The organism is Luteimicrobium album (assembly GCF_030161555.1).
Lineage (GTDB): Bacteria > Actinomycetota > Actinomycetes > Actinomycetales > Cellulomonadaceae > Luteimicrobium > Luteimicrobium album.
This window is the reverse complement of record NZ_BSUK01000001.1, coordinates 1,462,087-1,476,984: the sequence shown is the minus strand read 5'-3', so window position 1 is coordinate 1,476,984 and position 14,898 is coordinate 1,462,087. Positions and strand designations below refer to the sequence as shown.

Sequence of the window (14,898 nt, the reverse complement as noted above, 5' to 3'; positions counted from 1 at the left end):
TGCTCGAGGCATGACACGTCGACACCTGCACGCGCCCCACGTGGCGCGGACGACGACGGCCGCGGTCGCGCTCGTCGTCGTCGGACTGCTGAGTGCGGGCACGCTTGCCGCCTGCGACAACGGGACCCAGGACGCGGCCTCGCCCGCGACCCGAGGCTCCACCGAGACCACTGCGGCACCGCCGTCCACCCCGGACGACACCGCCGGCTCGGTCTCGACCCCCACCACCGACTCCACCGACGACGGCGCCGGGAACGGCGCGACGTCCGGAGCCACGAAGGGCACGGGCTCCACGCCCTCCCCCAGCTCGCTGCGGGTAGCCCGATGCACGGCTGACCACCTCACAGGCACCCTCACCGACGGGGAGGGCGGCGGCGCGGGCAGCACGTACCCGTACCTCGTCCTGAAGAACACGGGCGGCTCGCCGTGCCAGCTCCAGGGCTGGCCGGGCGTGTCGTTCGTGGGTGACAGCAACGGCACGCAGCTCGGCGCCGCGGCCACGTTCGACCGGTCGAGCCCCCACGCGACCGTGACCCTGCTCCCGAACGGCCACGCGCACGCCCCGCTGAAGATCGCGCAGGCGGCCAACTACCCGAAGAGCACGTGCAAGCCCGCGAAGGCCGACGGCCTGCGCGTCTACGTGCCCGGCGAGACGCGCTCGATCTTCGTCAAGGCGTCGGGTCTCACGGCCTGCACCAACAGCAAGGTCCAGCTCCTCCAGACGCAGGCGATCCAGCCGGGCGCGAACTGACGGCTCTCCCGTCGGCGAAATCGCTTGGCACGACGGCGCACGCCGCGTAGCGTCGTCGGCACATGGGAAAGGAGGTGATCCGACCAGTGAAGACTCTTCGGACGCATGAGGTGATCGCGCGCTAGCTCGCGCGGCACGTCTCCGGACGAGCTGGCGAAACCAACGCCATCACCGGGCCCGTGGGTGTCGCGGAATCGTCCACCGCGACAGGCGGTCCTCCCTTTCCATGGGGGACCAGACCGCCAGCCCACGGGCTTTCTCATGCCCGACGACGGCCGCAGTGCCGTGCGGGCGGCCCGCCTACGCGAGGCCCACGAGGTCCCCGAGCAGCCCCACCTGGTAGTCGAAGAAGCCGTCCCGGTCGGTGAGCGTGCCGGGGCCCCACTGGTCGAAGACGTCGAACGAGACGAGGCCGAACAGGCCGGACCAGAGCTGGAACCCCGTGGCCAGCGCACCGGCGGGGAGCTCGAGCCCGAACTCGGCGCGGATCCGCTCCATGTCCGCGCGGACGCCGTTCGGCACCTCGCGCTGCGGCGGGCGGAGCCCGCCCGCCTCCGACGCCGCGACCATGATCCCGACGAGCGCGAGGACGACCCGGGTCCCGGGCTGGGTCGTGAGATCGGCCGGGGCCGCGTAGCCGGGGACGGGCGTCCCGTACAGGAGCGCGTAGCTCGAGGGCGCGCGCAGACCCCACGTCCGGACAGCCCGGGCCGCCGCGAGCAGGCGGTCGCGCGGGCCGTCGGGGGCGTCCGCGAGCGCCGCGTCGACGGCGTCGCCGAGCTCGTCGTAGGCGTCGACGATGAGCAGGGTCAGGAGCTCGTCGCGGCTGCTGACGTACCGGTAGACGGCGGACGACACGACACCGAGCTCGCGCGCGACGGCGCGCAGCGAGAGGTCGGCGGGGCCGACGGTGGCGAGCTGGGCGCGTCCGATCCGCACGATCTCGCGCATCGTGTGCTCGCGGGCGAGCTGCCGGGGCGTGGGTGCCATGCCCTTGATCCTGCCTCACGAGGTCGCGGGACACAAAAGTGAGCACTGCTCTTGCAATCTCGACGAACAGGGTCCATGCTCGTGTCGTCAGCAACCGAGAGCACTGCTCACAGATAGGACGTCACCATGAGCATCGTCATCGCAGGAGCCGGCCCGATCGGCACGACCGTCGCCCGCCGCTACGTCGACCAGGGGACGCCCGTCCGCGTCCTCACCCGGTCCGGATCGGGCCTCGACCACCCGCTCGTCGAGCGTCGGCGGGTCGACGTGACCGACGCCGCCGCCCTCGCGGACGCCGTCCAGGACGCCGAGATCATCCACTTCTGCATCCACGCCTCCGCGTACGACGCGAAGGTCTGGGCCCGCGAGCTCCCCACCGCCGAACGGACCGTCCTCGCCGCCGCGGAGGCCGCAGGCGCCGTCGTCGTGTTCCCGGAGAGCCTCTACGCGTTCGACACGTCGGGGACCGTCACCGAGGCGACCCGGCACGACGCCGTCGGCGGCAAGCCGGGCGTCCGGGCACAGCTCCTCGCAGCGCGGGCCGCGTCCCCCGTCCCGACGGCGAGCGTCGTCGCGTCCGACTACTTCGGCCCCGGCGCCGGGGCGAACGCCCACGCGGGCGACCGCATGCTCGGCCCGGCGACGTCCGGCGGGACGGTCCGGCCCCTCGGCAACGTCGACCTCCCCACTCGTGGACCTACCTGCCCGACCTGGCCGCCGCGATGATCCGTGCCGGCGAGCTCACCCGTGACCGCGGGCGCACCGCCGGTGCCGACGCCGGCACGACCGACGGCATCTGGTTCGCGCCGGTCTCCTCGAACTGCAGCCAGCGCGAGCTCGCCACCGCCTATGCGCGGTCCGCGGGGCGCAGCGGACCGCACGTCAGCCCGATCCCGATCTGGCTCCTGCGTGCCGTCGGCCTCGCCCACCGAGGCACACGCGAGCTCGTCGAGATGGGTCACCTGTTCACCCGCCCGCTCGTCGTGGACGCGTCGGCGAGCGACGCGAAGCTCGAGCTCGAGCCGACCCCGTTCGACGACGCCGTCCGGGCGACCGTGGACGCCTACCTCGCCGGGGCTCGCTGACCGCACGGGCCGGACCACTCGACGGTGGGACGGGTGTACCAGCACGACTCGCCCAAACTGGCGACACAGACTCGAATGAGAGCCAGGATCCAGCTGGGGGGACTGCTGCACGAACGGGTGACAGGTGATCTCAGGCGGCGAGTGCGACCTGAGTGGTGATGATGGTCTCGAACTCGATCGGGGTCAAACGTCCCAGACGCTGCTGGCGACGGCGCCGGTGGTAGGTGCGTTCGATCCAGGTGATGATCGCGATTCGCAGGTCGTGGCGGGTGGACCACCTGCGCCGGTCCAGGACGTTCTTCTGCAGGAGCGCGAAGAACGACTCCATCGCGGCGTTGTCACCGGCGGAGGCGACCTGGCCCATGGATCCGACCAGGTCATGACGTCGCATCGCGGCCAGGAATTTCCGGCTTCGAAACTGGCTGCCCCTGTCGGAGTGGACGATGCATCCGGCCACGTCGGCACCGTCCACGGCCCGCCGGGCGACGGCGTTCTCGAGCGCCCGGACGGCCAGGGAGGACTTCATCCGGTCGCTGATGGAGTACCCGACGATCCGGTTCGAGTACACGTCCTTGATAGCGCACAGGTAGACCTTTCCCTCGCCGGTGGGATGCTCGGTGATATCCGTCAGCCACAGCTCGTTCGGTGCCTCGGCGGTGAAGTCCCGGTTCACGAGGTCGTCATGCGCGGGCGGCCCGGGTCGCTTGCCGCCCTTGCCCTTCTTCTTCCCGAACACGCACCACCACGAGTTCTCTGCGCAGCGACGCCACATGGTTCGGTCGCACGCCTCGTGCCCGGCCTCGCGGGCCTCGTCCGCGAGCAGCCGGTACCCGTACTCCGGGTCGTCACGGTGGGCGTCGAACAGGGCGTTGGCGAGGTAGGCCTGCTCCAGCTCACGGTCGGTCACCGGCTGCGCGAGCCACCGGTAGTAGGGCTGGCGAGCGAGTTCGAGCACCCGGCACGTCACCGCGACGGGGATCCCGTCACCGGCGAGCTCACGGACGAGCGGGTAGCTCATTTTCCCGGCAGGTGCGCCTGGGCGAAGTACGCCGCAGCCCGGCGGAGCACCTCGTTCTCCTGCTCGAGCAGACGCACCCGGCGACGTGCTTCGCGCAGCTCGGCCGACTCGGACGCGGTCACGCCGGGCTTGGCGCCGTCCTCGACGTCAGCGGCGTGCATCCAGTTGCGCAGGCACGACTCGGAGATGCCGAAGTCCTTCGCGATCTGCTTGACCGGGGCCTCGCCGCGACGGGCGACAGCCACGACATCGTCGCGGAACTCCTTGGGATGGGGTGCGGGCACAAGGCACATCCTTCCAGTGACGCCTCACGGCACCACAAGTGAGGTGTCACCTATCCGTGCAGCAGTCCCATACTCAACAGCGCCGTCCCCTGCGGATCCGCCACCAACGTCGACACACCCGCCAGACCCGTGCCCGTGCGCACCGCGACCGTCTGCCCCGCAAAGCGGCTCTTCCCAGATGAGGGTGTAGGTCGGGCTGGCGCGTCGGTCCGCGGGTAGGTGTCGAGGTCTCCCGAAGATGGAAGTTCTGACGCTCACCATCTGGAAGACCTCGACGTGCTTGACGCTACCCCGCCGGCTGGATTCGGCCACCCCGACCTGACGACCTTCGCCCGACTCGACGGCCTCGGCCTGGTTGTGGTCGGCCAGCGCCTTGAGCTCGACCGTGCCGTCCTCGCGTGCCGCGTTGTCGAGCCCGACCGCTGGTGCCGCCGCTGCGGCGGGGAAGGTCTTGCACGTGACAGCGTGGTTCGGCGACTCGCGCACGAGCCGCTGGGCTGGCGCCCGACCGTCCTCGAAGTCCTCGTGCGCCGCTACCGGTGCCGCGAGTGCGGACACGTGTGGCGACAAGACACCACCGCGGCGGCCGAACCGCGCGCGAAGTTGTCGCGAGCCGGGCTGCGGTGGGCGCTGGAAGGGATCGTCGTGCAGCACCTGACCGTGGCCCGTGTCGCCGAAGGTCTCGGAGTCGCGTGGGACACCGCGAACGACGCCGTTCTGGGCGAAGGGCAGCGTGTCCTGATCGATGACCCGGCCCGGTTCGAGGGTGTGGCCGTGATCGGCGTCGATGAGCACGTGTGGAGGCACACCAGGCGGGGTGACAAGTACGTGACCGTGGTCATCGACCTCACCCCGGTCCGCGACGGCACCGGGCCCGCGCGGTTGCTGGACATGGTCGCCGGCCGTTCCAAGTCCGCGTTCAAGACCTGGCTCGCGGCCAGGGCGAAGGCGTGGCGTGACGGCGTGGAGGTCGTTGCGATGGACGGGTTCACCGGGTTCAAGACAGCCGCCGCTGAGGAGGTCCCGGACGCGGTCGCAGTGATGGATCCCTTCCACGTCGTGCGGCTGGCCGGCGACGCCCTCGACCGGTGTCGGCGACGCGTCCAGCTGCGGATCCTTGGCCACCGCGGGTTCAAGGACGACCCGCTCTACAAGACCAGGCGGACCCTGCACACCGGCGCCGGCCTGCTCACCGACCGTCAGGTCGAGCGGATCACTGCCCTGTTCACCGACGACCAACACGTCGAGGTCGAAGCGACCTGGGGCATCTACCAACGCATGATCACCGCCTACCGCCACGAAGATCGTCGCCGTGGCCGCGAGCTGATGGACAAGCTCATCACCGACCTGAGCGCCGGCGTCCCGAAGACGCTGACCGAGTTGATCACGCTGGGCCGGACGCTGACCAAGCGCGCCGCCGACGTGCTGGCCTACTTCGACCGGCCCGGCACATCCAACGGCCCGACCGAGGCCCTGAACGGCCGGCTCGAACACCTCCGCGGGTCCGCCCTCGGATTCCGCAACCTGACCAACTACATCGCCAGATCCCTCCTGGAGACCGGCGGCTTCAGACCCCGACTACACCCTCGATTGGGATGAGCCCGCAAAGCTGTAGTACCGCTTCGCCGACAGCGTCTGCGTCGAAGTGTTCAACATGAGCTCTTCACCACCAGGCAGATACGCCGTCACACTCGTACCCTGCCGGCGAACCAACCGGTCCCCGTCCGCGCTGTAGACCGCACCGTCCTGACTGGTTGTCCCGGCCTTCACGTCCGACAACTCACCCCGCGCATCCCACGTCAACGTCTGCGCCGTACTACCCGCCATCGCACGCGAGGTCATGTTCCCCGCCCCGTCATAGGCGAACGACGATGCGGTGGTGCCGACACAACCCCGAAATTCACACGCTATGGCACATACCCTATGGTTTGATTTGTGGATCCCAGAAAGCTGCCCCTCCACCCGCAATCGCAACAGCAATAGAGCGATCTGCTGCGGTGACCACCCATGTCTGATAGTCCGGATCTGACGAAACGGAAATGTGTGATCCAACGCCGGCTCAAAACTTCCGGCAGAACGTTGGCATCAAAACCAGTCAACGGTGATCGTCCGAAACACATCTCGCCCACTGAAGCAATTCATCTCGAGCCAGGCCAAGCCTTGGAATTCGATTCCACCACCAACATCCATCGACTCTTGCGTGTTGGGCGAATCGGAGTAGAGTATCTTGACTATCCACGATTGAGTATTCACGAAACTCCTCGTCCGGAACCTCGACCGCTTCCTGGAGTTCTTCCTTGATTGAACCAGACGCCGACAACGCTGCCTCATGTATCTGATCGCGAATTTCCAATGAGGCGACAAGATCATGAGCGCCCCACACGAACTTGTACTCTGGCCGCGTAGCGTCCAACTGAAGCCGCGCAACATGTGCCCGCCACGCGTCAACCAGTTCTGCGAGGGTGCTCGTGCGGCCATGGGCCAACCGCACCTCGACGCGAGTCAATCCCTCCACTCAGCTCACTTCCCCGGGTAATACGACGTGCTTCGCCATGGGACATCTTCGTTGATGATGACACGCACACCCTTGTAGTCGATCTGAACTGAATTTTGACCTGGAAGCCGCGTAGCATTCCCGCGATCAAGCGTTGTCCGAATTTCTTGGAGCGACGGTCGACCCGGGATATCTCCGGCACCCACATGCTGATAGGTCAACTCAGCCAACTCATCAGCATCGTAGTCAGATGCACCCCCGCTTGGGTGGTATCCACCCCCGGCGCCACCGCTCCGACTCGACTCGCCGGTTGAGCGCTGCATGACTTCGACGCGATCCTCGCCCGAGGCTGCGGGCAGGAGTGTCTGCAACGACGTGCTGGTCAACGCGCCGCCACCCACTACCTCGGCGAGGCCAAGCGCGATCGCCGGGCCTCCGACCACGCACCCGACGCCGGTGAGACACGCGAGCCCCCGCCGAGGATCGTCCCGCCGCCCTCGAACATCGTGCCCACACCAGCGATGAACCCGGTTCCCGCCCAGGGGTGGTTGATCATCGCGTTCCCGAACGACGCCGCCGCGTTCACCACGTCCGCGGTTGCGTCGCGCACCCAGTTGCCCGCCGTGTTGTACCAGTGCTGCTTCTTCGCAACCGGAGCCTTCACCGGCGGCGTGACGGTCGCCGCCTGGTAATGCGAGTTCGCCACAGACGACGGCTGTGCGGGAGCCATTCCCGGTCCGGGATCGTCTCCCTTGGACGCTCTGCCCCACTGGGCGTCGGTCATCCCGTCCGGGTGCGGGTTCACGATCATCAGACCCGAGGGGTCGGAGAACGTGACCGGGTTGTTGCCCGCATACGCGTACGCGTTCCACTGCTGCGGGTTGGTCGTGTCCAGCACCGGGTCCACCGACACGAACCGGCCCGTCGCGGTGTCCAAGAACCGGGCGCCCACCTGCGTGAGCCCCGACGCGTCCAACACCTTGTCCAACATCTGGTGGTCACCCGGCCAGGCCGGCTTCGAACCCCGCACGTTCCCGAACGGGTCCGTGTACCTACGCGACACCACGTTCGTGCCGTTCGCGATACTCAACAGCGCCGTCCCCTGCGGATCCGCCACCAACGTCGACACACCCGCCAGACCCGTGCCCGTGCGCACCGCGACCGTCTGCCCCGCAAAGCTGTAGTACCGCTTCGCCGACAGCGTCTGCGTCGAAGTGTTCAACATGAGCTCTTCACCACCAGGCAGATACGCCGTCACACTCGTACCCTGCCGGCGAACCAACCGGTCCCCGTCCGCGCTGTAGACCGCACCGTCCTGACTGGTTGTCCCGGCCTTCACGTCCGACAACTCACCCCGCGCATCCCACGTCAACGTCTGCGCCGTACTACCCGCCATCGCACGCGAGGTCATGTTCCCCGCCCCGTCATAGGCGAACGACGATGCGGTGGTGGTGCCCGAGGGGGCCGTCGTCGTGATCCCCGTCACCGCGTGCGGACGAGCAGACCCAGCCGACGGGTACGTGTACTCCGCGACCGTGTCACCACCCGACGCATGCGTCGTCTGCGACGTCCGGTCCCCGACCGCGTCATACCCCCACGACTCCCAGTACGGGGCAGCCCCACCCAAAGTCAGCGACGACGCCGACCCGGTGCACGAGTTCGACGACGGCGTCCACGCCTGCGTCAACCTGCGCAATTTGGACGATGAGCCAAAAACCTCGCATTACATATCATCCATGGGATGCCGGGCGAACACGATCGATACGGCACCATGCAAAACTAGCCGGGCATCCGCTCCATCTCTATTGAGCCCCCCAGCAGAAGAAGGGACTCGAAAAGTTCTTCATTGGAGCCTCCCTTTGCAAGATTGACGGCCACATAGCCTGGCGCGAACCACTCGGAAAGATAGCCGAGACGGCCCAATAGTTCGTGAAGTCGAGAATGCACCACTTCAACATCCTTTGAAAACTTCACGGCAATCCTCAAAACCTCATTGCCTGACCTACGGACCACCTCCTGGACCAGGTATCCAGCGTTGGGATCTGCCCGAACGACATCGCCCAACGCTATCCCGTAGACAAAGAATGGTATGCAAGCAATTTCGAACAGGTGACTGTCTACGCGCTTTGTCCAGAGCTGCTCGAACCCGTCGGCCTCTCCGACGTTATCAAGGCGGGCCCGCACCATGAAACTGGGGCTTGGCCGTCGAATTGGGTTCGAATGGACTGCTATTTTCATCATCCCGCACCTCCGTAGGTTGCGTTCCACCACTCAGACATGCGCGTCGGCCAGAACGATGGCGGCCATTCTCCGACGTATCCAGGCGGTGGATTCACGGGTGCTGGCCTTGCCCCCTTCGACAAGTTGCACCATGAACAAGCAGGGGTCAGGTTGTCTGGCGACAGGTCGCCACCCTGGCTCCTTGGGATGACGTGATCCAGGTGCTCCGCGGGGTTTTGCTGGCAGTACGAGCATGTAGGAGTCTCGGCGCCATCTCGAAAATACTGGCTACGCACCGACGATGATATCCGGCTACCCGACGTCGCGGCGTCAGCTGTTGACCCAGCTGGGATTTCACTTGCTCCCGCTGCCTCCGCCGTTCCGGTCTCTGCCGCTGCGGCCACGCCCGCGTCGGCGGTGGCTTCTTCGGTCACGCCCGCGGCGATCGCTCCACCAGCGCAGAACTCCACGAGTGCCGCGCACACCACCCAGCCACCCGCAAGCGCGACCACGCCGAGCGCGATCCAACCACCGTATGGGCTGGACTGCCCGCACACGTTCGCACACGCCGGGTATCCGCTCGAGGTCGGCGCAGGTGCCGCCGAGTGCACTGGAGCATGCCCACTCGACTTCTTGCCGCCTCCGGTGGTGATGCTCCCGCCACCGGTCGCATACGACGAGATCGTCACGTGCACCGGCGGGCTGACCTTGCGACCCGTGTGGATCGGGTTCGATGCGGAGGACGACTGCGCCGGTGCCGTGCCCGGGCCCGCCGGACGCCCGTGCTTCGCGTTGCCCCACTGCTTGTCGTTCATCCCGTCCGGGTGCATGTTCGGGATGAACAGCCCCGAGGGGTCGGAGAACGTGACCGGGTTGTTCCCCGCATACGCGTACGCGTTCCACTGCTGCGGGTTCGCCGTGTCCAGCACCGGGTCCACCGACACGAACCGGCCCGTCGCGGTGTCCAAGAACCTCGCGCCCACCTGCGTCAACCCCGACGCATCCAACACCTTGTCCAACATCTGGTGGTCACCAGGCCACGCCGGCTTCGAACCCCGCACGTTCCCGAACGGGTCCGTGTACCTACGCGACACCACGTTCGTGCCGTTCGCGATACTGACCAGCGCCGTCCCCTGCGGGTCCGCCACCAGGGTCGACACACCCGCCAGACCCGTGCCCGTGCGCACCGCGACCGTCTGCCCCGCAAAGCTGTAGTACCGCTTCGCGGACAGGGTCTGCGTCGAGGTGTTCAACGTGAGCTCTTCACCACCAGGCAGGTACGCCGTCACCGTGGTGCCCTGCCGCCGGACCAACCGGTCCCCGTCCGCGCTGTAGACCGAACCGTCCTGATCCGTGGACCCGGCCTTCACATCCGACAACTCGCCCCGCGTGTCCCACGTCAACGTCTGCGCGGTGCTACCGGCCATCGACCGCGACGTCATGTTCCCCGCCGCGTCATAGGCGAACGACGACGAAGTCGTGCTCCCCGACGGCGCCGTCGTCACGATCCCCGTCACCGCGTGCGGACGAACAGACCCAGCCGACGGGTACGTGTACTCCGCGACCGTGTCACCACCCGACGCATGCGTCGTCTGCGACGTCCGGTCCCCGACCGCGTCATACCCCCACGACTCCCAGTACGGGGCAGCCCCACCCAAAGTCAGCGACGACGCCGACCCGGTGCACGAGTTCGACGACGGCGTCCACGCCTGCGTCAACCTGCGCAACCCGTCATACGTGAAGCACTGCGTGTCCGCCTTGCCCCCCGCCACCGTCGGCCGGTCCGACACCGACGTCACATTCCCCACGTCGTCATACCCGTACATGGTGTGCAGGACCTCACCCGTCGCGTTCTCCAACCACAACCCCTGCGACACGAGCCGACGCGAGGCCTGGTCGTAGGTGTACGTGAGCTGATCCACGTAGGAATTGACCAGATCCATCGACAGCATCTCGCCGTAGGAGGAGTACGTGTCCTCCGAGACGTATGTGCCCCACCCGTACGGACCCGCCATCCACTCCGGACGGTTCAGCTTGTCGAAGTAGGTGATGACCTTCTCCGCACCCAGACCACCACCGGCAGGCAACGACACCGACTGCAACTGCTCGTCCAGCGCGTACGAGTAGGTGGTCGTGTACGTGCCGGCGAGCTTGCCCTCCGACGCCGGGATGGTCACCGACTGTCCCAGCGGCTGGTACGCGTTGTCGTAGCCCGTGACCGCCGTGGTGTACGCGTTCGACCCCGCATAGCTCGTCGAGCTTGTCAGCTGCCCCTTGGCGAGGGTGTCGTAGGTCCACTTCGCCAGGACCGTGCCGGTCGCGGAGGTGTCGCGCTCCTCGGTCTTGCGCCCGAGCGCGTCGTAGACGTACCAGAGTGTCTTGCCGCGGGCGTCCTTGGTCGAGGTGACCTGGCCTGCGTTGTCGTACGTCGTGGTGGTGGTGCCCTTGTCCGGGTCCTTCGCGCTGATCTGACGGCCGCGCACGTCGTAGGTGTAGGCCCACGTGTTGCCCGCGGGGTCCTTCATCGAGACCAGCTGGCCGCCGTGGTCGTAGGAGTACGTGGTCGTCTGCGAGGCGCCGGTGGTCGACCCGGCGGTGTACTCGATCTCCTGGGAGGTGTTGCCGCGTGCGTCTGTGACCGTCGTGGTCGGGGATCCCCGGACGGCGGGGTGACCGTGGTCCGGTCACCCCCGTAGGCCGTGGTCGTCTTCCACCGGTCGACCTCGTCGTCCTGGAACACGTCCGCGGTCTGCCGCCCGACGCCGTCGTAGGTGTAAAGGTCCCGCGACGGGATCGAGTCGGGTGTGGTCACCACGGTCGCCGACGGCGAACCGGTCGTCGGCCACGCGTTGTTCGCCTTGATCAGCAAGCCCCGGGAGTCGTAGAACTTGTCCGTCACGAGCCGCCCGCCCGTGTCCCGGTTCGCTCCCGGCGTCTGGGTCTGCCGTTCGCGCAGCAGACCGTCGGAGATCGTCACCGAGCTCAGGTACGTCGCACCGTCCTGGTTCAGGGTGCTCGTGGTCACGGCGTTGTGAGCCGAACCCACGGTGTAGGCGTACTTGACGGACGCGGACGCCGTGGTCGCACGTCCCGGCTTCCACACTGCTGTCAGCCGTCCCAGGCCGTCGTAGGTGGCCGTGGTGACCTTGCCCGCCGGGTCCGTCGACTTGGTCGGCACACCGCGCAACGGATCCAGGACCGTGGTCGTGGTCTGGGCCGTCAGCGCCCCGGTCCCGTCCGGGTCAGGCGAAGTGACCGTGGTCTGGGTGACAGGCCCGCCCGTGGCAGGCGTGTACGCCGTGGCGGTCTTGCGGCCGAGCGCGTCCGCCGTCGAGGTCGCGCGGCCGTTCGCGTCGTAGGTCGTCGTCGACGTGGTCACGTACGAACCGGTCGACCCCGTGTAGGACGACGCCTCCTGCGTGCCCGTGACCAGACCCTTCGTCGGGGCCGCCCCGTAGGCGCCGCCGTCGTAGAGGGTCCGGGTGTCAGAGATGACGTCACCGGGGTAGGTCGCCGCGTCCACGTCCGCGCACCGCACACCCAGCGTGTACGTCCGCTTGATCGTCGTGACGATGTTCGCGGCCGTGTTGCGGGCGTACTCGTTCGTCGTGCACCGGTCGTCCGAGGCCGTGGCCACGTCACCGATGTCGTCCACCGTGACAGGTGTGCCGTACGTCGAGTCGTACGTGGTGACGGTCTTGGTGACCCGCTCCCCACCGGCCAGCGCCGGCGCGGTCGTGTGCGTCTCGGTCGTACCGACGCCGAGCAGGTAGGACTTGGTGCCGTCCGACGCGGTCGAGGTCGCAGCCGACCGCCACGGGGTGCTGAGGGTGTCGGTGACCACGGACGAACCGTTGTACGTGATCTGCTCACGCAGGAACCCGTTGGAGCGGTCGGTGTCGTCGATCCCGTCGACCTGCGCCGAGCGGCTCGTGCCGTCGGCTTGGTGGTCGCCGTTCATCCCGCGGAAGTAGCGGTAGCGGACCCGCTCACGGTTCGAGGTTCCCGTCGACCCCGTGTAGACGTCGACCGTGCCGTACCCCGGAACTCCGACCAGGTCCGCTGGTCCACCGGGACCAGCTCGTTGTCGTCGTAGTGCCACGCCGGCGACCCGACATAGTCGTAGTCCGTCTCGACCGGCAGCGAGGTGGCGTCACCCCCGTACTGGATCAGCGCCGTCACGACGTACTTGTGGAAGTACTCCACCCGTGGGCCGCCGGAACCCTCCGGATCCCACACCACCGGGTAGCACATCCGCGTGTTCGAGTCCTGTCCCTCCGCGGAGGTCGACGGGTGGTCGCTCGTGGTGCAGTCGGGTGCCGAGTAGTCGACCGTCAGCGTGCCGCCGGCTTCGGTCGTGATCCCGCTGACCCGGTACCGGTACATCTGCGGGCCGTAGTCGCCGGTGTCGTCGACCCGGTTCGGCATCTGTGTCCCTGAGAAGGTCACGGCAGGCAGGGCGACCGACCCGTTGGACTTGCCCGTGTGGGCGATCTTCGCCAGCCACAGCACCTGGTTCGAGCCGTCACCGGGGTCCGGGAACGACTGGGTCAGCGCCCAGGAGTCCACGTCCTTGTACGCACCGCCCGTGTACACCTGCGTGGTCACGGCCGTCAGCCGCTTACGGGTGAAGAACGACGGTGAGGTCTGGGTGGCGCAGCTGGTAGAGGACGAACAGATCAGGTCGAACGGCACGTCGGGCCAGGACGACGCAGTGCTCGAGGTCAGCGACGAGCAGTCGGAAGCAACGCACCGCTCGGCGACCGTGAAAGCGACGTGCTGCGGCGCGGCAGCGGCGGTCTCCGAACCCTTGCGCTGCCCGTAGTCGATGCCCGTCAGGTACCCGCCCCGAACGTAGGACGACACCGCCCGGTTCACGTTCCGGCCGTAGTAGTTGGTCTCCTTGGCGTACTTGTACGTCATCGTGTTGCCCGCGGTGTCCACGACGTAGTCCAGGTTCCACCGCCACGCCTGCTGGCACCACGAGTCCGCGAACGCGCTCGCGTGGCACGGCTCGCCGGCGTTGTTGCCGTAGACCGGAACAGTCCACGCCGAGTTCAGGGCCGCGGCGTCGGTGGGCCGCTGGTCCTGCCCGAAGAAGTACTGGGTGCCGTCGGTCGTGATGACCTCCCAGTACTCGTGGTCGTCGTCCCCGTTGGCCGCGCCGGTCAGGTGCTTGACGAGCGTCCCGTCGTCGTCCTTGGGGTGCCAGACGTCGCCCGTCCCGTCCTGCACGAGCTCGACCGCCTTGCCCCCGAACACAAGCGTCGCGTTGTCCGTCTTCCAGCACAGGTCCCCGGTCTTGTGCCCCGCGTTGTTCGCGCCCGAGCTCGTCGAGTCGTCCGCGCACGAGGCATATTTGCGCTCCACGTACCCGGCATCCAGGTCCCAGCCGTCACCGATCCACGACGTCTGGTTGTTCGTGGTCGCGACCTTGCCGTCGACCGACCCCGAGTCGTAGGAGATCGCCAGATCGGGCGACGGGCCACCCTGAGTCGCCGGAACCGACAAGGGGTACGACCACGTGAAGTCACCCGTCTGGTTGCTTACCTGCCACGCGGCCGACGCGGACAACGGCGTCGCAGACCAGTTGCCCGACGAACCCGACGCCGTGGCCGCCAAGGCCATCACACCCATCGAAGCCGTCGCGACCGTCGCGGTCACGGTCTGGCTCCCCGCGTCGTTGGTCGAGCCCGACACCGGTGTCTGGGTACGGCACGCCGCCTTGTCCGGGCTCGTCAACGCACAGTCCGGCAGACTGACGAGCCGGAGCCGTGAAGCCCAGTCACCCCCGTAGGCGCCCGCAAAGCCCGAGTAGTCGACCGAGACGTCGACCTTTCCCGACGTCTTCGCGTCGGTCGCCCGCAAGTCCAGCACGACACCCTCGACGCCTGCCTTCGCCGCGGCGACGTGATCCGCAACAACGACGTCGACAGCCATTGCGGAATCGCTCGCGGCAGCGCGCGCGGTCTGGTCGTGCGCGGCCACGGTCACCGGCAGCCCGCCGGGCGCGCCCCTCCACTTCGCTGAACCCTTGGGCCCGACACGCGCCACCG

Annotated in this window: 11 protein-coding genes; 4 read left to right on the top strand and 7 right to left on the bottom strand. The window is 67.7% G+C overall.

The genetic code is table 11. From position 1 onward, the window contains the following. Positions 1-10: 10 nt before the first annotated feature. Positions 11-751, top strand: a complete 741-nt coding sequence (locus QQK45_RS07530; RefSeq protein WP_284292719.1) for a DUF4232 domain-containing protein — start codon at positions 11-13, stop codon at positions 749-751. Positions 752-1,051: 300 nt separating this feature from the next. On the opposite strand, the gene QQK45_RS07525 is transcribed toward QQK45_RS07530, so the two are convergent. After that, the gene (locus tag QQK45_RS07525; protein WP_284292718.1) at positions 1,052-1,741 is read right to left on the bottom strand and encodes a TetR/AcrR family transcriptional regulator; all 690 of its coding nucleotides are present in this window, start codon (positions 1,739-1,741) and stop codon (positions 1,052-1,054) included. A gap of 126 nt (positions 1,742-1,867) precedes the next feature. On the opposite strand from QQK45_RS07525, the gene QQK45_RS07520 reads away from it, so the two are divergent. Next, positions 1,868-2,467: an NAD(P)H-binding protein gene (locus QQK45_RS07520; protein WP_284292717.1), complete on the top strand. Its 600-nt coding sequence runs from the start codon at positions 1,868-1,870 to the stop codon at positions 2,465-2,467. Then, a complete protein-coding gene (locus QQK45_RS07515; protein WP_284292716.1) occupies positions 2,464-2,826 on the top strand; it encodes a Rossmann-fold NAD(P)-binding domain-containing protein in 363 nt (120 codons plus the stop codon). Before QQK45_RS07520 ends, QQK45_RS07515 begins: the two co-directional genes overlap by 4 nt. A 130-nt stretch (positions 2,827-2,956) precedes the next feature. On the opposite strand, the gene QQK45_RS07510 is transcribed toward QQK45_RS07515, so the two are convergent. Beyond that, positions 2,957-4,128, bottom strand: a protein-coding gene (locus QQK45_RS07510; RefSeq protein WP_431310231.1) for an IS3 family transposase whose coding sequence is annotated in 2 segments (ribosomal slippage) — positions 2,957-3,847 and positions 3,850-4,128 — 1,170 coding nt in all. Because the reading frame shifts where the segments join, the coding sequence is not laid out codon by codon here. Between the two features lie 276 nt (positions 4,129-4,404). On the opposite strand from QQK45_RS07510, the gene QQK45_RS07505 reads away from it, so the two are divergent. Beyond that, positions 4,405-5,727: an ISL3 family transposase gene (locus QQK45_RS07505; protein ID WP_284292202.1), complete on the top strand. Its 1,323-nt coding sequence runs from the start codon at positions 4,405-4,407 to the stop codon at positions 5,725-5,727. A gap of 1,295 nt (positions 5,728-7,022) precedes the next feature. Here the strand turns inward: QQK45_RS07505 and QQK45_RS07500 are convergent. From QQK45_RS07500 to QQK45_RS07480, 5 genes are all read right to left on the bottom strand, one after another. Further along, the gene (locus QQK45_RS07500; RefSeq protein WP_284292715.1) at positions 7,023-7,847 is read right to left on the bottom strand and encodes an RHS repeat-associated core domain-containing protein; all 825 of its coding nucleotides are present in this window, start codon (positions 7,845-7,847) and stop codon (positions 7,023-7,025) included. Between the two features lie 554 nt (positions 7,848-8,401). After that, positions 8,402-8,863, bottom strand: coding sequence for a DUF4265 domain-containing protein (locus QQK45_RS07495; RefSeq protein WP_284292714.1), 462 nt, complete (start codon positions 8,861-8,863; stop codon positions 8,402-8,404). Next, on the bottom strand, positions 8,860-11,448 hold the full coding sequence (locus tag QQK45_RS07490; RefSeq protein WP_488803262.1) for an RHS repeat-associated core domain-containing protein: 2,589 nt from the start codon (positions 11,446-11,448) through the stop codon (positions 8,860-8,862). Before QQK45_RS07490 ends, QQK45_RS07495 begins: the two co-directional genes overlap by 4 nt. Next, on the bottom strand, positions 11,364-12,803 hold the full coding sequence (locus tag QQK45_RS07485) for a hypothetical protein (protein ID WP_284292712.1): 1,440 nt from the start codon (positions 12,801-12,803) through the stop codon (positions 11,364-11,366). Before QQK45_RS07485 ends, QQK45_RS07490 begins: the two co-directional genes overlap by 85 nt. Next, on the bottom strand, positions 12,800-14,782 hold the full coding sequence (locus QQK45_RS07480; RefSeq protein ID WP_284292711.1) for a SpvB/TcaC N-terminal domain-containing protein: 1,983 nt from the start codon (positions 14,780-14,782) through the stop codon (positions 12,800-12,802). The genes QQK45_RS07485 and QQK45_RS07480 overlap by 4 nt, the downstream gene beginning before the upstream one ends. Positions 14,783-14,898: the final 116 nt, after the last annotated feature.